Below are 19264 nucleotides of genomic sequence, written 5' to 3' on the forward strand. Positions count from 1 at the left end.
GCTGTCTTGGCAAGCAAGGTGGGAGAGGCGATCGCCCGGACGCGGGCACCGGTGGTGCTGAGGGCGGCGGCGCGGCCGTTCCGCACGCCGCCGTCACCAGCACGAACGCCATCGCCGACATGAGCCCCCGAGTCATGCCGGTCACGGTAGTTATCGCCGATCGGAGTCGCCCGCCGGACGGAACTCCTGATCAGCCGCGATTCGTCCCGCCAGGGGCGTCCCCCTCGGGCTCCTGCGGGACGGCCTCGATGACCTCGTCCTTGTTGGCGTACTGGCGCGCGGGTATCGACCGGAGTGCGGTGAGGGTCTCGGCGTCGGCCTCGCGATCGGTGGCGAAGTCAACGAGCTGTTCACGGTCAGCGGGGAACTCGAGTCCTTGCAGCGCCTTGTCGACGCGCATCTCGTCGCGCTTGGTCATGTCCTGTCCTTCCCGCGGCATGCCATCAGTCCGGTTGAGGACTACCCACTCGACCCGCTCGTCTCACCCGCCCCCTCCGCACCGGGCGAGCGGCGGAGTTCGCCGTGCGGTCGGCGGAGCACGGGATGTTGCCCTTTGACACGACCTGCCGGGCTCAAGCCAGGTCGACGGGGTGGGGGTGGAGCCCGCGCCTGGGAATGATCTCCTCGGCGGCGCTGCGGGAAGGTGGGTCCCTGCTTCCCGCGTCATCGGTGTCGATCTCGAAGTGCAGGGCCTGCACGCAGCGCTCGTAGGTCTCGAGCATGTCTTGTTGGGTGCGTGCGGTGATGAAGATGTTGGCGAGCTCGTAGCTGTAGCTGTCTTGGCAAGCAAGGTGGGAGAGGCGATCGCCCGGACGCGGGACGAGGGCGATGGCGACTCCGGGCAGCTGTCGTTCGAGTTGGGCGATCACGTCGGGTGGGGGGAGGCGGCGGACGACGCCGTCGGAGAAGCGGCGCAGGAACCACTTGGCTGCGATGTTGTGGTCGCCCTGCCGATGGGGCATGTGCGGGTCGGCGCCGAGCGCGAGCGCGACCATGCAGTGGTGGTTCGACACGCCGTCAACAGCCTCGAAGAGCCGGGCATGGGACTGGGAGACCCTCGGGTTGATTTCCAGCAGCCTGATCGCTCCGGTGTCGGGGTCCCAGAAGTACTCGATGTTGAAGGGGCTCCTGTCCAGACCGATTTGGAAGACCACGCGCTTGGAGATCTCGGCGAGCTCGTCGATGACCTCGGCTGGAAGTCGGGACGGGTACTGGTAGCGCAAGAAGCTGGAGTTGCCGTCGTAGTGGATCGAATCGACCACCCCGTAGACGTGCACGTGTCCCTGGTGCACGTAGCCCTCGACCGTGGCTTGGAAACCGCTGGCCGCCTCTTCGGCCAGACAGGCCTGCCCACCGACGTCGGCGATCTCGGCAGGGAGGTCGACCATGGAAAGCACGTAGTCGAAGGGCTTGCCAAGCCTGCCGATGCCGTGACGGATCTTCGTGACGGCGCGCTCGAACTCGCTGAGGTCGGTGACCTTGAACGCCAGCATCGAGGAGGCCGACTTCACGGGCTTCAGCCACATCGGGAAGCCCATGCCCTCCGGCGGGTGCGGTGACCCGTGGAGATCGACTAGGCCGAAACGGGGGAAGGCGTCGGTGACCTTCTGTTGTTCCAAGCGACTCCAGTACTTGTGCTCGCACTTGACCAGCGCTTCCAATGGCGGTGAAGGAAGCCCTACGCGTCGGCACAAGATCGGTCCCATGGACGTGGTCGGGAAGTCCCAGTAGCCGACGATGGCATCGATCGACCCACCGAAGGTCTCCAGTTCTGCTTGCGCCTTGTCCAACAGGCCAGCAACGTCGATCGGCTCCGCCTGGGTCAGCTCATCGGCCGACAGCAGAGGATGGAATCGGTGGTGAGCTGCATCCGGCAGGTGGGACAGCGTTTCGGAGTTCAACTCGTTGAGACCGAGAACGAAGATGTTCACTACATCGGCCGACATCGGTGCCCCCTACCTTTGTGAGGTAATTGGGACATACCCGGGTAGGTCGTGGTTCACTCCTGGATCTTGGAAAGGCGCCACCCGTAGAACTCCTGCGCGGCCCGGCATCGCCTTGGCGATCACCGAACTTCGTCGCGGCAGCGGCGCGGTAACCGGAGGCACCTCGGGATCGGTTGCGGTCGAGGAGGTTGACGGTGATGAGAGCATTCACCTTCACCGATGCCCGCGTTCCTCGCCCGACGAGCACCATCCCTACGCATGGGCGAAGCAGCTCATCGATCGACGCTGACCGCCCTGGCGCTTCGGGCAGCAGTTGATCAACAAGAAGTCAGTGGTGTGATCGCGCCGAGAATGAGGCGCCGAACAATACCGCGCTATTGAGGGAAGAACATTCGAGGAACTCGGAAACGAAAGGGTTGAATCTCTCCTCGCAGAGCTCAGAGGCATCGGGACGAGCGGAAGCAGAACGCTCCAACTACAACGCGCGACGGCGACGATCGCGGTCGCGCGGGACAGGACAGCAGTAACGCTCAAGATCAGCGGGCGACCAGGCCGACGATCTCCGCAGGTCCATGCGGATGGACCTGTTGAGGCCAGATTCGTGGCTTGCGAGTGGAACAGACGTCTCCGCGCCCGGCCCCACAGCTGCGAGCGGAAACGCGTAGTGCGCGTGCGGAACGGTCAGTTGCACAAGGGCTGCTGCTCGGCCGCTGCGGCAATCCCGGGCGCGGGACGAGGCCCGCGGTCCACCTGGCAGCCCCGTGCTCGCACACTCGAGACAATCCGCCATCAGAGGTCCCGGATGGGCACGGTGACGAAGATGTGCCCGCTCTCCGCAAGTGACCGTGGGCGAGGCTGTGCTCGCCTTCGCTGCGTACCTGCCCACCACGCCGATCGACGCCGCCGACTCCTGCTACGCCGGCCTATGAGGCGCAGCAGGAGTTCCGCGAGTTCGTTGCGCACGGAGGTCCGCGAAAGCTGTTCGAGCGGGCCACTGCCTGGCTGCTGCGGCACAACCGCCCAAGCGAGCTGAACCGGCGGCAAGAGGGGGTGTCCCGCAAGGCACCCCGCGAGATGCTGCGAACGATCGGCCCACCAGTGCCGTAAGCCGCCGACGAGTGAACCTGCATCCGATCCATGCAGAAGCATCGCTCGAAGGCAGGTGGTCAGATCGCGGCGGCTAGCTCGGCGACTCCCGGTCCGTCGAGGTGGTCCAATGCCACCCGCCGCCCGGAAATGGCCAGGAGCAGTGGCAGCGCGGGCCCTCTCACCTCCGGACCATCGCCGCATGACACGTCGGCGTCCGTTGCTGTCAGCCGCGCGCGGGCCACCAGTTCCTTGGCGCCGCCGAAGAAGGCTGGGGTGCGAGCCTGCAGGCGCAGCGATCTGACGACGGCCTCCTTCGGGTAGGTGCGGGTGAGCCCCAGAGGTCGGCGAATGTCCTCGCCGTGCACGACCTGTTCGACAAGCCGGCTGTCGACGGGCCCGGGTGGGGTCGACCTCCGCGATGCCACCTGACGAAGCCGCTCCAGCGTCTCCTGCGGTGAGGCACCGCGCTCACGTTCGACACCGCGGGCGTTCTGCCGGTGGAAGTCGAACCGCGCCCGAGCGAGGTTGACCACGAAACCGAGCCGCGTCGTCCGGGCTGAGCTGACCAGGTGGGCGGCCACGTCGTGCACGCTCCAGTCCCCGCACAGCGACGCCTCGTCCCACCGTTCGTCGTTGAGGTTCTCGAGGTCGTCGATCAGCGCCGCACGCTCCGCGTGCACGATCGACCAGACATCATCGCCCACGATCTCCTCCTTCGGTTGCAGGCGTCTCCGCCAGACTCTGACTCGCGGTAACGCGGAAACTCATCGCACGAGCTGCTCCCTCGGCTTCTGGTGCGTGCCAGCCGCCAAGTTCGAGCGGTGCAGTCCGAAGCGCCATGGCCCCCGGAAGCCGTGCACCATCGAAGGATGGGCAAGCTGCGCGGCAAAAAGCCCTAGCTCCCGCCGAAGCACGGGCCGAACTGCGGCGGATGGGCCAAGACGGTTTCTACCGTGTTCTTGCGGTCGCGCCCGAAAGGCTAAGTACCAAGTTGCGCGTTCGGTGACGCAGATCGCCCGACCTGCGTCACCCGAACTCGCATATGGATGCCATTCCCGACCCGGACACCTCTAACCACGCCACCAGCACTACGCCATTTGGCCCGCAGCCAGAACAGTGATCATCTTTGAGTCGTGTTGTTGCCCGACATCAATCTACGTAACGTCTCCACTTGTGTGATCAACTACTGAGGGGCGACGAAGTGGCTTTTGATCAAACGCTGAGGCAACTGGCAGAACCAGGAATTGTGAGGATTAATTCCTCACAGTCTCTCGTCGACGAGGTAGCAACCGCGGCGCGCAAGTACAAATTAACCAAGAACCCGAGAGTCATCCCTGTAGACCTCCCCAGCCCCTTCTACACCACTCCGGTTGAGGTATTGCGGCAAGTCGGAGTGGCGACGACGTTTTACGGGAGTTCTCCATTTGCAACAGTGGCACGCCATTGGGCCCAACTGAGATATTGCGCAACACTGACAAAGAATAGGCACGGGAACATCTCGCTATCGCCCCTGGGAAACGAAGTCGTGCATCATCACAAAGTTGCCCAATCAGAGTACTTAGGGATCGGATTCGCCTTAGTGGTCGCCCAGGAAGCATTGCGCCTTCAACACCCCGGGTGGGAATTCAGTCCTGTGGATGCAGACTACGCACTTGCTCGCGGGATTCCCGACGTAGGCACCGTAACGCAAGCGGCCGGCATGAAGAGCAGGCCTGACTACTTCCTTCTAGGTAGGCGGATTAACGGCGGTGGCGGACTTAAGGTCGTTGTCCTGGAGTGCAAGGGTACCCACAATCCGAGAAAAGGGGCACTGCTTGACCAACTATCGAAGGCGTGCAACCAGGTCCGATCCGTTGAGATTGAAGGCCGAACCCTGCAATCGTTGATGGTAGCCTCCCGCTTCCACCCGTCAGGAGTCACTTCCCACATCATAGACCCACCCGGCGAAATCGAGCTCTGGCCAGACCCCGAAGACAATCTGGACGAAATACTCTCTCAAGACCTAGAAAGTGCCCCTGAGCCCTTCATAATCCGGAAACCTACTGCCGAACACGCGACAGCGGAGGCTTACGGCGAAGACCTAGAAGAACAACTAAATGTTAATACGACCGGGGAGCATGAGGACGCAGAAGACGAAGCCGAAGTAACTCAAATAGTTTCCATACCGGAAGCGAGCAGGCGGTGGTTTTCTCGGGTTCTTGTGCGTACTCTTGCAGCTTCCGTATTGGCTTTTGCTGGAGACAGCGAGACTGCTGCAAAATACCACGTGCCGCGGCGATACGAAGATGGAAATGGCCAGTATGGCATACCACTCGAAAACGACATAGAAATCAACGCTAGCACGAGCTTTTCGCTTCCTGGAAACCGATCAGCTCAGGGAGCACAGTACTCCATGCCACTACCTGACGGAAGGCGGTTAGATGTCTTTCGAGGGATCGAAAAAGGAGCCTACGAGGAACTCGGAAACGAAAGGGTCGCATCCTACTTTCGCAGAGCTCAGAGACTCTGGAGCGAGTGGAACCAGAACGGTTCAACTACAACGCGCGACGGCGATCCGATCGCGGTAGGACGGGACGGGACAGTAGTGACACTTAGAATCAGCGGGCGGGCAGGACGACGATCTCGGTAGGTCATGCGGATGAGCGGTTGAGGCCGGTCTCGTGGCTTACGAGTGAGGCAGCCGTCTCCGCACCAGGCGGCCAACAGCTGCGTACGGACACGCGGCGCACGTGCACTGACAGAGATAGACAGGCAGTTAGACAGGCAGCAAAAGACCAGGGCCGATGCTCGGAAGCATCGGCCCTGGTCATCTGGGTGGAGCTGAGGGGATTCGAACCCCTGACCCCTTGACTGCCAGTCAAGTGCGCTACCAGCTGCGCCACAGCCCCGTGTTCTGCTTTCCCGAGGTGTTCGGTTTGTTCCCGCCCCGCTCATCTCGTGTGCCAATACAGTACAACAGCCGTTCGGGGCCCTCTCCAGGGGGTCCCCATGAGACACCACATCCGCCCTGAGCTGCGGAAATGTGGTTGATCGCCTTGAATGACGACGCCCGTCCTCACGGAGTCGTGGCGACTCCGTGAGGACGGTCACTTCGATCACCCGGCTGCTGTTGTTCCGTGGGGTTTCGGCAGACCTCTGGTGTTGGCGGCTTTGACGAACTCCGCTCTCGGGTCGTGGAGTTCGCCCAGGGCGACGACCTGGCGGCGGAAGGGGAGCTCCAGGAGCCAGTCGCCGAGGATGCGGGCCTTGCGGGATGTCGTCGGCATCTTCAACAGGTGGTACGCGCGGTGCAGCAGCCACGCCGGGAGCCCCTTGAGCTTGATGCCGTAGACCTCCGCCGCGCCCCGGAACAGGCCCAGGCCCGCGACCGAGCCCGCGTGCTTGTGCCGGTACTCCTGCAGCTCCTCGCCGCGCAGCTGGGCGACGATGTTGTCCGCCAGCAGCTTCGCCTGGCGGACCGCGTGCTGGGCCGAGGGGCTCGTCAGCGCCTCCGGGTCGCTGCTGGTGAGGTCCTGGACGGCGGCGCAGTCCCCTGCCGAGAACACGTTGTCAGTACCCTTGACCTGCAGCCTCGTCGTGCATTCCAAGCGCCCCTTGGAATCTCGGGGCAGGTCGCTCTCCTCGAGCATCGGGTGCGGTTTAACGCCAGCGGTCCAGACGATCGTGTCCGCGTGGAAGTCGTCTCCGTCGGACAGGATCGCGTGTCCGTCCACCAGGGAGCTCGCGGTGGTGTTGAGCTTGACCTCGATGCCCAGGACCTCCAGCTGCTGCTTGGTGTACTCGCCCATGTGCGGGCTGACCTCGGGCATGATGCGGGTCATCGCCTCCACCAGCACCCAGCGCATGTCGTGCTCGGACAGCTGCGGGTAGCTGCGGATCGCGTAGCGGGCCATGCTCTGCAGCTCCGCCAGGGCCTCGATGCCCGCGTAGCCACCGCCGATGAACAGGAACGTCAGCAGCCTTCGGCGCAACCGCTCGTCCTCGGTGCTGGCGGCTATGTCCAATCTGGACAGAACGTGGTTGCGCAGGTAGATGGCCTCGCCGATGGTCTTGAACCCGACGCCCTGCTCTCCCAAACCCGGGATCGGCAGCGCGCGCGAGATCGAGCCCGGAACCGGGACCAGGATGTCGTAGTCGAGCTTCTCGACCTTGCCGTCGCCCAACGTCGCCGTCAGGCACCGGTTGGCGTGGTCGATGTTGTTGACCTGTGCGGTCAGCACCTCGCAGCGGCGCAGCGCCTCGCGCAGCGGAACCACCACGTGACGCGGTTCCAGCGAACCGGCGGCGGCCTCCGGCAGGAAAGGCTGGTAGGTCATGTGCGGCTGGGTGTCGATGACCGTCACCCTCGCTTCATTCGCGTCCAGCTTCTTCTGCAGGCGGAGGGCCAAGGTGAGGCCCACGTGTCCGCCACCGATGATCACCACGCGTGGACTAGGCATGCTGCGGCTCCCCTCGTGACCCATCGCGCGTTCGACGCGGGTCGACGTCGCGCTCCGGGTAGCGGCGCAGGTACTCCTGTTCCAGCTCGAACGTGCGGGCGGTGTGCTCGCGCAGCGCGTCCGGCGAGCCGTGCAGGAACGTCTCGTTGCGCGTCTGGTGCAGGTGCCGGAGTTCCCGCAGCAACAGGTCCTCGGTCAGCTCGTGCCCCGGAATACCGGTGGTGTTCATGTCGTCCTCCATCGGGCAGCGGCAACCGCAACGCCAGCGGCGTCACACCTGAGTACCCGGAGCGGGGGCGATCAACACCTCAGGCCGCGGCACGCACGTGTTCGGTGCCTGATTCCGGGTGCGGACGGGTCTCCGGAGCCCTCACCCAGGCCAGCAGGCCGAGGGCCGCCGTGGCGCCCGTGACCAGGAACGCCGCCTGGTAGGAGACCGTGTCAGCCAGGACTCCGGCGATCAGCGGTCCGAGGATGGCGCCGAGGTCAGCGGCCTGCTGGAAGGTCGCCAGCACCGTTCCGCCGCGCCTGTTGCCGCCGATGATGTCGGCGACCGCCGCGTTCTGCGCCGGGTTGAGCACGCCCGCGCCCATGCCCGCGACCAGCGACGCCACCAGGAACACCGGAACCGACGTGGTGAAGCCCAGCGACGCCGTCGCCACGCCCGAAACCACCAGGCCGATGAGCACCATCGGCTTGCGGCCGTGCCTGTCGGTCATGCGCCCCGACAGCAGCAGCACACCGGCGTTGCCGACGGCGAACACCGACAGGGCGATGCCGGACATCGACTGCGGCGCCTTGAGCGCCTCGACCACGAACAGCGGGACCAGGGCGATGCGGACGCCGAAGACCGCCCAGCCGTTGCCGAAGTTCGACAGCAGCGACGCCACGTAGGAGCGCATGCGCATGGCCTCGCCCAGCGGCATCGACGGGGTCGCGTCATCACCCAGCGGGGCGGCCAGCGTCGACTTGCGCAGCATGAACCAGCCGAGGAACGCGGCAGCGAACAGCGCGACACCGTAGGTGACGAACGGCAGCCGAAGCGAGTAGCCGACCATCACACCGCCGACGATCGGACCGGAGACGTTGCCCAGCAGGAAGCTCGTCGCCCACACGCCCGAGGCGCGTCCGCGCAGGTGCGGCGGCGACAACCGGATCAGCAGGCCCACGCCGGAGACGGTGAACATCGTCGAACCGATGCCGCCGAGCGCGCGGAAGACCAGCAGCTGCCAGTAGGAGTCGGCGAACGCGCAGGCCGTGCTGCTGATGCCGACGATCGTGATGCCGATGACGTAGATCGTGCGCTCGCCCGCCGCCGAGACCAGACGTCCGCTCAGCGGGGCGAACAGCAGGCGCATCATCGCGAAGGCGCTGACGATGAATCCGGCGGCGGTGACGCCCACGTCGAAGCTCGTGGCGAACGCGGGTAGCGCGGGCGCGACGATGCCCATGCCGACGGCGACGATGAAACTCCCCGCGACGAGGACCCAGATCTCCCGGGGCAGGGAGGAGATGCCCTGGCTCGTGGTGGTCTTCTCTGACGCTGAGCCGCTGGACACAGGCTTCCTCCCGGGTTTCGGACAGTTGGAGCCAACAGCAACCAACGCCGCCCGTGGGCGAGGAAATTCCGCCGGAGAGCTTTCGTGGCGCGCACCTCACCCACGCGGCCGAAGCGCGCACCGCGGACCGGCGAGCGGAAGGCCTCGCGAGGTGTTCACGAATTCGGGGAGCCGCCGCTTCAGGTGTGTGGGACTCAACTCGCACCGCCCGCGGCTTCGTGGCGAGTACGCCGCGACGCAGTGCATCGGACGTACATCACGAGTGGCGCACGGAGGCCACGGAGCCGCTCAGGTTCCGCCACCCGCACCGCCACGCGAGTCCCGCCACTCCCTAGAGCAAGTCGTCGATCCTGCGGGCGTAGGCCGTGACGCCGTAGGCGACGTCGAAGCCGATGGCTTCGGCGAAGCGCTGAGCCGTGCCACCTTCCTCGGTGTGGGCCGCGACCAGCAGCGCGCCCATGCGGCGGAGCTCTTCGGAGGCTTCGGTGACCAGGTCGTGGCCGATGCCGCGCCGACGGCGGCCCGGACGGACCACGACCTGCTCGACGAGTCCGACGCCGCGTTCGACGAAGGCCTGGACGAAGCCGGCGATCCGGTCGACGCCCGGGTCGTCGACGACGAGCAGCACGCTGCGGTTCTCGTCGAGCCTATGTGCCAGGTGGCGTGCCAGGCGTTGCTCGCCCTCCTCGGACAGACCGGTCTCGTCGGCGTAGAGCTCGACGATGTCCTCCAGGTCCCGGTCCTCGGCCGGGCGCGTGACGCCGCGGCTGAAGCCCCGGGTGCGGTGCAGCAGCACCACCTGCTCCTCGACCGCGCGCCAGGCGGCGTCGTCGGCGATGCCCTCGACCTCCCCGACCGTCGTCGGCGAGGCGTAGACGACGGCTTCGGAACGCCCCGCCTCGGCGAACACCTGCTCCAGCTCCATCAGCGTGCCCGCCACCTGCGCGCCGGTGCCCCACAGCGCGCACGCGTGGTTGGCGACCGGCAACGGGTTGTCCTGGTTGAGCACGACCGTCGCCACACCCACCTGCGTGCGCATGCCGTAGCGGACCACGGCCGAGGCGAGGCGGGCGGTCTCGACCAGCCCGGCCAGCTCACGGGCTTGCCTGGGGTCGAGGAGGGTCTCGTCGTCCGGATCGTGCAGCGGGTCCACGGGTTCATTGTCCCCTCAACCAATCCCGTTCCGCGTCGCCCTGCCGGATGTCGGTGCGGAGGGGCAGGATTGTTCGCGTGACGACGCCGGACCAGCTCGCCGAAGAACTGCTCGACCTCGAACTCGACTCCGACCCGATCGGTGCCTCGCTCTACGGGCTGCCGGGCCGCGATCACCTGCTGCCGGACATCTCGGCCGCCGCGGAGCTCACCCAGCGCGACCACGCCGAGGACATACGGGTGCGGGCGATGGCCGTCGACACCACCCACTCCAGCTCGGAGGAGCGGCTGACCGTCGCCGTCGTCGTGCAGCACGCCCAGTCCACGGTCGACCGGCTCGACGCCCGCGCCCCCGAGTACACCGTGATCGGCAACCTGTTCGCGCCGGTCGCGGGCCTGCTGTTCCACCTCGGGCAGGTACCGGTGAACGGCAGGCAGCAGTCCGAGGACTACCTGCGGCGGATCGCCCGCATCCCCGACTTCACCGCCGCCGCCGCGCAACGCCACCGCGAAGGCGTGCGGGCCGGGCGAGTTCCGGTGCGGCCGCTGCTGGACGACGCGATCGCGGACCTGGATTCCCGCCTGGCCCATCCCGGCCAGGACGCGCTGTTGACCCAGCAGCTCCCCGACGACCTCTCCGAGCAGCGCGAACGTCTGATCCGCGACGTGGTCAACCCTGCGCTGGCCGAGTACCGGGAGGTCCTGGCGCGCGAGATCGCCCCGCACGCGCGGGACGCCGAACACCCCGGGCTGTGCTGGCTGCCCGAGGGGCACGCGATCTACCAGCGGCTGATCCACGCCCACACGACCACCGAGCGCACCCCCGGCGAGCTGCACGAGATCGGGCGATCACAGCTTGCGTCGCTGCGCGCCGAGATCTCCAGCCTCGGCGAACGGCTCTGGGGCGAACCCGATCCGGCGGCGGTGCTGCGGCGGATGCGGACCGACCGGTCGCTGTGCTGGGACGACCCCGACGAGATGCTGGCGGCCGCGCGCGAGGCCATCGACAAGGCGAACGCAGAAGCGCCCCGCTGGTTCGGGCGGCTGCCGCAGCAACCGTGCGAGGTGCGGCCCGTGCCGGGCACCCCGTCGGAGAGCACGCCGATCGGCTTCTACATGTCGCCCGCGCTGGACGGGTCGCGGCCTGGCGTGTACTTCGCGAACACGCTGCACGCCGAGCAGCGACCCCGGTTCGCCGCCGAGGTCATCGCCTTCCACGAGGTCGTCCCCGGCCACCACCTGCAGATCAGCCTGGCCCAGGAGCTCACCGAGCTGCCGCTGCTGCGCAGGCTCACCGGGTTCAACGCCTACACCGAGGGCTGGGGGCTCTACACCGAGCGGCTGGCCGACGAGATGGGGCTGTACTCCGGGGATCTGATGCGCCTGGGCATGGTCGTGCAGGACCTGCTGCGCGCGGCGCGGCTGGTCGTCGACACCGGGCTGCACGAGTTCGGCTGGAGCAGGCAGCGCGCGCTGGAGACGATGATCTCCAGCACCACCCTGTCGGACCTGGAGGCCGCCTCCGAGGTCGACCGCTACATCGCCTACCCCGGCCAGGCGCTGTCGTACCTGGTGGGGCGGTTGGAGATCGAGCGGATCCGGGACGCCGCGCGGCAGCGGCTGGGCGCCGACTTCGACATCAGCCGGTTCCACGACACCGTCCTCGGGCACGGTGCGCTGCCGATCTCCACATTGGAGTTCCTGGTCAACGATCAGCCCCCTGCTACATCCAGGTGACGCCGTCCCAACTCGCTCGAAATCGCAACTCAACGCATTAATGTCGATACCGAGCGTGTTCACTGCTGCGCGCGATCAACTCGGGGGAGCTGGACAGGAGGCGCCGTGACCGGGACTTTCCACCACCGCCAGGAATTACTCCGGCGCGAAGCGGAGGCCCAGCTGCGGGCCCGGCCTCTGCCGACGTGGCAGAAGCGCGTCCTGCACCGCTTCGCGGCCGAGCGCGACAACGGCTGGTACCCGTTGCTCAACCAGTTCGCGCCGCACACTCCGCGGCAACGGCCGGACCTGGTGCTCGTCGGCCGGATGGGCGTTCTGGTGATGCTGCTCCGGGAAGCCGAGCCGGACTGGGAGGACTCGCGAGCGGCGTTCGTGTGGACCGCCGAGCTGCTCGCCGGGGCCGCGATCGGGTCCGGGATGGTCAGCGAGTCGGTGCTGCGCACCGTCGTGGTGCACCCGATCGAGCACACCGGGCGCAAGGGCCGCAGCGCCGATCACCTGGCGATCACCGAGGACGAGCTGGACCGGTTGCTCAAGCGCGGCGAGTGGATCCTGACCTCCGACGAGGCGCTGGCGCTGGCCAAGCACCTCGACAGCCGCACCTTCGACCTGACGCCGATCATGTGGAACTCGCAGCGCATCCCGAGGCAGCGCGGCAGCGTTCCCGAGGTGTTGCAGGAGCCGGTCACCCCGTCGTCCCGGCGACCTTTCCGGGACTGGCGATACTTCCTCGATGACGCGCAGGTGGGCGCGGTGCGGCGCAGCTACTCCGGTCCGGCGCAGATCAGCGGCCCGGCCGGGACCGGCAAGACCACCCTCGCGCTGCACCGGTTGGCCTACCTGGCCCGTCGCGGTGACGGCAAGCTGCTCTACACCGCGCCGCTGGACCGGGTTCCGGAACGGGCCGCGGGCCGGTTCGGGCAGATGGCCCCTGAGCTGGCCGGGCAAATCGAGTTCGCCTCGCTGCACGGGTGGGCGCGGGACTTCCTCGCCGGGCGCGGACGTGCGGCCGACGTCGACGAGCAGGAGGTGCGGCGGGCCTTCGAGGCGGTGTGGTCGCGGGACGAGGTGTTGCGCGGTGTCCGCAACTCACGGGAGTACTGGAAGGACGAGATCGACCGGGTGATCAAGGGCCGCGGGATCTCGTCGTTCGACTCCTACCGGACGGTCTCGCGGAAGGGCCGGGGCGGTCGGCTGCCCGCCGGTTTCCGCTCCCACGCCTGGCGCTTCTACTGCGACTACGAGCGTGAGCTGTCCGAGCGCGGCGTCTTCGACCACAACGACGTGCTCAAGCGCGCGCTCGCCGAACTGGAGCGGCGGCCGCTGCCCCGGCAGTACACCGGGGTGGTGGTCGACGAGGCGCAGGAGCTGACGTTGATCGGCCTGAAGCTGGCGCACGCGATCAGCGGCGACGAACCGGACCAGTTGCTGCTGGTCGGGGACGGTCAGCAGCAAGCCCTGGCGGGTGGCTGGCGGTTGTCCGATGCCGGCATCTCGCTGCACGGGCGCGGTGAGGTGCTGCGCAACGACTACCGCAACCGAGGCGCGGTGCTGGAACGCGCCGGGCAGGTGGAGGCGATCAACCGCTACGACGACGGGCCGTCGTTGCCGTTGAGCGCCGCGCTGCCGGTGCGCAGTGGCGGGCGCGTCGTCGAGTGGCACGGCAAGGACCAGGAGCGCGCCCTGCTGGGCGCGCTGCTCGCACTAGACGACGGTTCGTCGGCGGCGATCATCACCGAGACCGAGTCGGCGACCGAGCACTGGCTGCGCGTGCTGCGCGATGCCGGTGTCACGACCCTGCCGCTGGCGACCTGGGACGGCCGCGACACCTCGGACACCCTCGTCGGAACGGTCCTGGAAGCGAAGGGAGCGGAGTTCCGCACGGTCTTCCTCCCCGCCGAACGTCCCCCGGCCGACTTCCGCGAGGACCGCGAGACCCACGAGCGCCGCCGCCTGGTGGCGATGACCAGAGCCCAGGACCACCTCTGGCTGTCGCACCCCCACTGACCGCTCGCCGAACCCCCGGTGCTCGGGTCTCGTCACCGGGGTGGGCGGAACTCCGGTTGGTCGAGGAGGCGGAGCCAGCTGCCGTCGGGCTGGCGACGCGCGACCTGCGCTCGGGCGCCCGCACCGTCGTTGGGCGGGGTTGCGGTGAGGGCGATGTCGCCGCTGATCAGGGTGGGCAGCGGGGGCTCCGGTTCGAAGTGGGGGCGGTTGGCCAGGACCTCCCCCCACAGGGCCTGGATGGCTTCGCGGCCCACCGTCGTCTCGCCGGGCGGGTAGGCCATGACCGCGCCGGGTTCGTAGAGCTCGGCCACTCCCTCGGCGTCCCCTGCGTTGCTGCGTTCGACGAAGAGCCTGGTCAGGTCTTCGGGTTCGCGGGCCTTCTCGCGCATGTCGGTTCTCCTCCCGGTCGTGGTTCCAGCCTGCGTCGGGCCGCACCAGAAGTCCAACGAATGGTTCTGATGGGAGCTAGAATCAGCGGTTGTGGATTTGCGGCAGCTGGAGTACTTCGTCGCGGTGGCCGAGGAGCAGAACTTCACCCGGGCCGCGCAGCGCGTGCACATCAGCCAGTCCGGGGTGAGCGCGCAGATCAGGCGGCTGGAGAAGGAGCTCGGGGCGGAGCTCTTCGACCGGTCCGCGCGTGCGGCGGAGCTGACCGCGGCGGGCAAGGCGGCGCTGGAGCACGCGCGCAACGCGCTGGCCGCAGCAGGCGCCGTCGGGCAGGCGGTCGGTGAGATCACCGGACTGCTGCGCGGGAACCTCAACATCGGGATGGTCATCGGCTGCACGGTCACGCCGCTGTTCGACGCGCTCGCCGGATTCCACCGCGCGCATCTGGGCGTGGAGCTGTCGTTGCGGGAGGACAACTCCGATCGGCTCGTCGACGAGGTGCGCACCGGGACGCTGGACCTGGCCCTGATCGGCGCCGAATCCGCGCCCGAAGGGCTGGAAACGCTCACGATCCTCAGCGAGCCGCTGATCGCGGCCGTTCCCGGAGGTCACGAGCTGGCCGGGCGCGCGATCGCGCTCCGCGAACTCGCAGCGCACCCGGTGGTCTGCATGCCGCCCGGAACGGGGCTGCGGGCGGTGTTCGACCGGGCCTGCGCGGCGCGCGGCGTGGAGCCGGTGATCGCGTTGCAGGCCAGCGCGGCGGGCGCGATCGCCGACCTGGCGCTGCGCGGGCTCGGCGTGGCGATCCTCAGCGAGTCGATGGCCGCCGAGCACCCCGGTCTCACCGCGCTGCCGATCACCGACGCCACCGATCCCGCACTGCTCGCGATCACCTGGCGACCGGAGGCGAACGTCGCCGCCCGCGAGATGATCCGCCACTGCCGCAGGGCTTTTCGGATCGACTCCGGCACCACCCCTGACACCCTCCCCTAACGGATCACCACGGCACCAGCGGTTTCGAATTCCGCGCGATATTCGAACGCCGAGGTTCGGTCTCGATCTCGCGCGGAATTCGAATCCGTCACCCCGGTGGGTCACTGCAGTCCGGAGGGTTCGCAGCGGACGGCGTTGCGGAGTTCGGCGCAGGGCCGGTGGCCATAGTGCCGGAGGATGTCGACGCCCTCCTGGTAGGTGAGGAAGCGCAGGAACTTCGCCGGCAGGGACTCCGGCGCCGGTTCGCCGTAGGTGTAGGCGTACTCGGTCTGCCAGTACGGGTAGGCGCCGGCCTCCGCGGCGTCGAAGTCCGCGGCCTGCCCGTCGATGCGGACCTCGGTGACACCGGGGTCGCTGTTCGCCGCGAAGGACTCGCTGTAGCCGATGGCACCGGGGGTGTTCGCCACCGTCTCCAGCATCGCGGGGGTGCTGGTGCGGCGGCACCGCAGCACCTGCCCGGTGGCGTCGCCGCGCACCTGCTCGCAGTTGGTCGAGTTCTCACCGGGTTGTGCGGAGGAGCCGAAGAACCTCTCCTCCAAGGTCATCCGGGTGCCCGACTCGGATTCGCGGTCGACCACGACCACCGGCATGTCCTTGCCACCGAGCTCCGACCAGTTGCGCACCTCGCCGCGCAACACGCGGCGGAGTTCCTCCTGGGACAGGTTGTGGACCTCGGTCCCGGGGTTGACGATGATGCTGAACAGCATGAACGCCTTCGGCCGGGGGACCAGGGCCGGAGAGTCGGCGGCCGCGCTCCCGTCGGAGAAGACCACCGTGCTCGCCCGGAGCTTCGGATCGGCCTCGCCTTCCAGCCGTTGCAGGCCGTCGACGCTGCCGCGCATTCCGCTGGTGTCGATGCGCGCGTCGGAGCAGTAGTCCTGGTAGCTCCGGGCCGCCTTCTCCACCACGGGTTTGAAGGCGGTTGAGCCGGTGACCGCCAGCGTTCCCCCTGCGCATTCCAGCGGGGCGGCCGTTCCCATCGTCTGGCCGAAGATGAACGGCTCGGTCAGGCCGACCATGAGCAGGAAGCAGATCAGCGCGACGACCCAGCGCGGAGTTCCGGTCTGACCGCGTGTTTTGGAGATCCGGCCGTCTCCGGCCTTGGTGATGGTGCCGACCACCTCGGGCTCGGGCAGCGTGCCTCCGTGCTTGCCCGCTCGTTCCAGCACCACCAGGACCTTGTAGTGGTCGTCGGGGTTGAGCTTGACCTTCGGCAGCTTGACGATGCCGACCTTGTGGCCGTCCTCCTCCTCTTCGTCGCTGCTGTCCCGCCACTTGTCCTTGTGGAAGAAGCCCTCCAGGTTGTCATCGCTGAGCTCGGTGACCAGCACGCCGGCGACGGTGCGCCCCGGGAACCTGACGGACAGGCCGAGGTTGTCGGTGTCGGGCGTGGCGTAGTCGCCGGTGTTGATGGGCGCGCTGCCGATGTTCTCGATGCGGATCAGCACGAACGACGGGTGTTTCAGGCGCTCACCGGACCTGCGCTCCAACCGCTGCCAGGCCCGCGCGTGCTCGGTGTTGAGCCCCGAAGGCGTGGTGTCCATCTGTATCCGGTAGCCGAGCCGCTTGCGCCCGACGATCGCGAACTCCCACACGAACGCGATCACCGGGATCAGCACACCGAGAACTGCGAGGATCTCCTGCCACGGGAACCCAGTCACGACCGCCTCCGCGAAACGAATTGGGTCGTAACGGTATTAACCCCCAATCCTCGATCGACCGCGGTCAGCCACCAATTCCCGCTCTGTTCACCGCGCGTTCAGCAGTCTTCGGCGGGGGCGCCCGCTGCCAGGACTCGGAGGCGTTCCGCGTCGTCGAAGTAGCGGGCTTCGCCCGACAGGTAGCCGTGGAGCATCCGGAACAGGAGATCGACCAGGTCGTCCATGCCCGCCTTGGCCGCGCTCTCCGCCGCGCACATGAGGTTGGGGCGCTCGGTTTCCAGCCAGAGCACCGCCGATTCCTGGTTCGACAGGGTCGGCATCGCCACCGGTCGCGGCAAGCCGCCCGCGTCCGAGTCCCGGCTCGGCTGCAGGATGCGCAGCGCCTGGTCGGCGGTGTGCAGGTAGAAACCGAGCAGCCTGGCCACGATCGCCGGACGGTCCTGCTCCAGCTCGGCGAGTTCGGCCGCGTATTCGCCCAGCAGCGCGTGCATCTCGTAGCGGCCGTAGGTGACCTCGGTGAGCAGGTGCGCGCGGACGAGCACGTCCAACAGACGCCGCGTGGTCTGCACGTCGTCAGCGCCGAGCAGGGCGGTGAGCGCGAAGACGCCGACGCGGTGACCGGCGTGCCTGCAGGTGAAGCCGTAGAGCCGGAAGAGGCGGGCCGCGTCGTCGGGCAGGTTCCGGTAGGACCAGGAGAACACCGCGCGCACCGAGGTGTGCTCATCGCCGGTGTCCAGCGCGTCCAGTCCGCGCTGCTCGTCGGTGAGGTCCTCCAGCAGCTCGCCCACGTCGCGTCCGGTGCTCTGGTGGATGCGTTCGGCGGCGACCCGCAGCGCCAGCGGTAGCCGGGCGCACCGCTCGATCAGCGGCTGGGCGGTTTCGGCGCTCATCAGCTGCTCGCCGAGCCGGTCGGTGAGCAGCGCGTGCGCCTCGTCGGCCTCCATGCGGTCGAGCACCAGCCGGTACGCGCCGTCGCGGGCGCTGAGCCCGGACAGCGAATCGCGGCTGGTGACGACCACGAAGCTCGTGGGGGTTCCGGGGAGAAGCGGGCGGACCTGGCCCGGCGCGGCGGCGTTGTCCAGCACGATGAGCATCCGCCGCTGGTCGACCACGGTGCGGAAGCGGGCGGCGCGCTCGGTGGCGTCGGCGGGGATCGCATCACCGGGAATTCCCAGGGCGCGCAGGAATCCGGCCAGCACCTCGGTGGTGGTCAGCGGCTGGTCCGGGCCGTAGCCGCGCAGGTCGACGTGGAGCTGCCCGTCGGGGAAGCGGTCCCGAGCGGCGTGCGCCCAGTGGGTCACCAACGCGGACTTGCCGACGCCTGCGGTGCCCGCGACCACGGCGATCGGCACCTCGGGCTTCTCGCTGAGCCGGTCGAGCTCGGCCAGCGCGGCGTCACGGCCGACGAAACCCGGTACGTCGTGCGGGAGTTGCGCCGGTCGCGTCACCGGGCGCGCGGTGGGCGGCTCGAACTCGATGTGCTCTCCGGCGAGGATGCGCTGTTCCAGCTCCCGCAGCGCGTGGCCCGGTTCCAGCCCCAGCTCGTCGACGACGGTGCGGCGCGCGCGGCGGTAGGCCGCCAGCGCGTCGGCCTGCCTTCCCGAGCGGTACAGCGCCGTCATCAGCAGCGCGTGCAGGCGTTCCCGCAGCGGGTTCTCGCGCACCAGCTCGGCGAGCTCGGCGATGATGAAGGCGTGCCTGCCGCAATCGAGTTCGGCCGCGTGCAGCTGTTCCAGCGCGACCAGGCGGCGTTCGTCGATGCGTTGCGCCTCGCCGGTCAGCTCGGTCAGGTCGAGGTCCTGGTACGGGGTTCCACGCCACAAGCGCAGGGCTTGGCGCAGCATGTCGGCCCGGCGCTGCGGGTCGAAGTTGCGTTCGGCGAGGTCCAGCAGCGTCTCGAAGCGCTCCACGTCGAGCTCGTCGGGTTCGACGTGCATCCAGTAGCCGCCCGCGTCGGAGACCAGGCGTTCAGGTTCGCCGAGGGTCCTGCGCAACCGGTGCACCAGCAGGTGCAGCTTGCTGCCGCCGCGCCGCTCCGGCTCGCCGCCCCACAGCGCGGCCGAAAGCCACTCGGCCGAGACCGGCGTGTTGGCGTGGGCGAGGAGCAGGGCGAGCAGACGTTGCCGCAACAGCCCTGGAACCGGTACCTCCGCGGTGCCGTGCCGCACACGAACCGGCCCCAGCACGTCGAACCGCACCGAATTTCACCCCCGAAGAAACAAGGTCGAATGGATAGAACGAGTTTCCTCGGGTCCGGGGTTTCCACGCAAGAAAGTCGGGCGGCATTTCGGCAG

The 19264-nt window shown here is 67.9% G+C and carries 14 protein-coding genes and 1 tRNA gene; 4 read left to right on the top strand and 11 right to left on the bottom strand.

Features of this window, described 5'->3' with window-relative positions; genetic code table 11:
• Positions 1-190: 190 nt before the first annotated feature.
• From E1161_RS18830 to E1161_RS18840, 3 genes are all read right to left on the bottom strand, one after another.
• Positions 191-418: a DUF2795 domain-containing protein gene (locus E1161_RS18830; protein WP_132625085.1), complete on the bottom strand. Its 228-nt coding sequence runs from the start codon at positions 416-418 to the stop codon at positions 191-193.
• 154 nt (positions 419-572) lie between these two features.
• Positions 573-1946 (bottom strand): ATP-grasp domain-containing protein, encoded by a 1374-nt coding sequence (locus E1161_RS18835; RefSeq protein WP_132625087.1) that lies wholly within the window; start codon positions 1944-1946, stop codon positions 573-575.
• 1166 nt (positions 1947-3112) lie between these two features.
• Complete coding sequence (locus tag E1161_RS18840) at positions 3113-3739, bottom strand: maleylpyruvate isomerase family mycothiol-dependent enzyme (protein ID WP_132625089.1); 627 nt, start codon at positions 3737-3739, stop codon at positions 3113-3115.
• Between the two features lie 497 nt (positions 3740-4236).
• Here E1161_RS18840 and E1161_RS18845 point away from each other — a divergent pair, with 497 nt between their 5' ends.
• Positions 4237-5664, top strand: coding sequence for a hypothetical protein (locus E1161_RS18845; protein ID WP_132625091.1), 1428 nt, complete (start codon positions 4237-4239; stop codon positions 5662-5664).
• Positions 5665-5850: 186 nt separating this feature from the next.
• Here E1161_RS18845 and E1161_RS18850 read toward each other — a convergent pair.
• The 5 genes from E1161_RS18850 to E1161_RS18870 all read right to left on the bottom strand — a co-directional run bounded on the left by E1161_RS18850 (position 5851) and on the right by E1161_RS18870 (position 10186).
• Positions 5851-5923, bottom strand: a tRNA-Ala gene (locus E1161_RS18850).
• Between the two features lie 207 nt (positions 5924-6130).
• Positions 6131-7474 (bottom strand): NAD(P)/FAD-dependent oxidoreductase, encoded by a 1344-nt coding sequence (locus E1161_RS18855; protein WP_132625093.1) that lies wholly within the window; start codon positions 7472-7474, stop codon positions 6131-6133.
• Complete coding sequence (locus E1161_RS18860) at positions 7467-7703, bottom strand: DUF6158 family protein (protein ID WP_132625095.1); 237 nt, start codon at positions 7701-7703, stop codon at positions 7467-7469. The genes E1161_RS18855 and E1161_RS18860 overlap by 8 nt, the downstream gene beginning before the upstream one ends.
• A gap of 79 nt (positions 7704-7782) precedes the next feature.
• The gene (locus E1161_RS18865) at positions 7783-9033 is read right to left on the bottom strand and encodes an MFS transporter (RefSeq protein WP_235875144.1); all 1251 of its coding nucleotides are present in this window, start codon (positions 9031-9033) and stop codon (positions 7783-7785) included.
• 331 nt (positions 9034-9364) lie between these two features.
• On the bottom strand, positions 9365-10186 hold the full coding sequence (locus E1161_RS18870) for a GNAT family N-acetyltransferase (RefSeq protein WP_132625097.1): 822 nt from the start codon (positions 10184-10186) through the stop codon (positions 9365-9367).
• A gap of 77 nt (positions 10187-10263) precedes the next feature.
• On the opposite strand from E1161_RS18870, the gene E1161_RS18875 reads away from it, so the two are divergent.
• Positions 10264-11922 carry a DUF885 domain-containing protein gene (locus tag E1161_RS18875; protein WP_132625099.1) on the top strand — a complete coding sequence of 553 codons (1659 nt, stop codon included), beginning with the start codon at positions 10264-10266 and terminating at the stop codon, positions 11920-11922.
• Positions 11923-12027: 105 nt separating this feature from the next.
• Positions 12028-13929, top strand: a complete 1902-nt coding sequence (locus tag E1161_RS18880; RefSeq protein ID WP_132625101.1) for a UvrD-helicase domain-containing protein — start codon at positions 12028-12030, stop codon at positions 13927-13929.
• 32 nt (positions 13930-13961) lie between these two features.
• On the opposite strand, the gene E1161_RS18885 is transcribed toward E1161_RS18880, so the two are convergent.
• Entirely contained in the window at positions 13962-14318 is a 357-nt protein-coding gene (locus E1161_RS18885; protein ID WP_132625103.1) for a YybH family protein, read from the bottom strand.
• Positions 14319-14409: 91 nt separating this feature from the next.
• Here E1161_RS18885 and E1161_RS18890 point away from each other — a divergent pair, with 91 nt between their 5' ends.
• Positions 14410-15309, top strand: coding sequence for a LysR family transcriptional regulator (locus E1161_RS18890; protein ID WP_132625105.1), 900 nt, complete (start codon positions 14410-14412; stop codon positions 15307-15309).
• Between the two features lie 101 nt (positions 15310-15410).
• On the opposite strand, the gene E1161_RS18895 is transcribed toward E1161_RS18890, so the two are convergent.
• Positions 15411-16970, bottom strand: a complete 1560-nt coding sequence (locus E1161_RS18895) for a substrate-binding domain-containing protein (protein WP_132625107.1) — start codon at positions 16968-16970, stop codon at positions 15411-15413.
• 98 nt (positions 16971-17068) lie between these two features.
• Entirely contained in the window at positions 17069-19168 is a 2100-nt protein-coding gene (locus E1161_RS18900; RefSeq protein WP_132625109.1) for an AfsR/SARP family transcriptional regulator, read from the bottom strand.
• Positions 19169-19264 lie beyond the last annotated feature (96 nt).

This window comes from Saccharopolyspora aridisoli (assembly GCF_004348445.1).
GTDB lineage: Bacteria > Actinomycetota > Actinomycetes > Mycobacteriales > Pseudonocardiaceae > Saccharopolyspora > Saccharopolyspora aridisoli.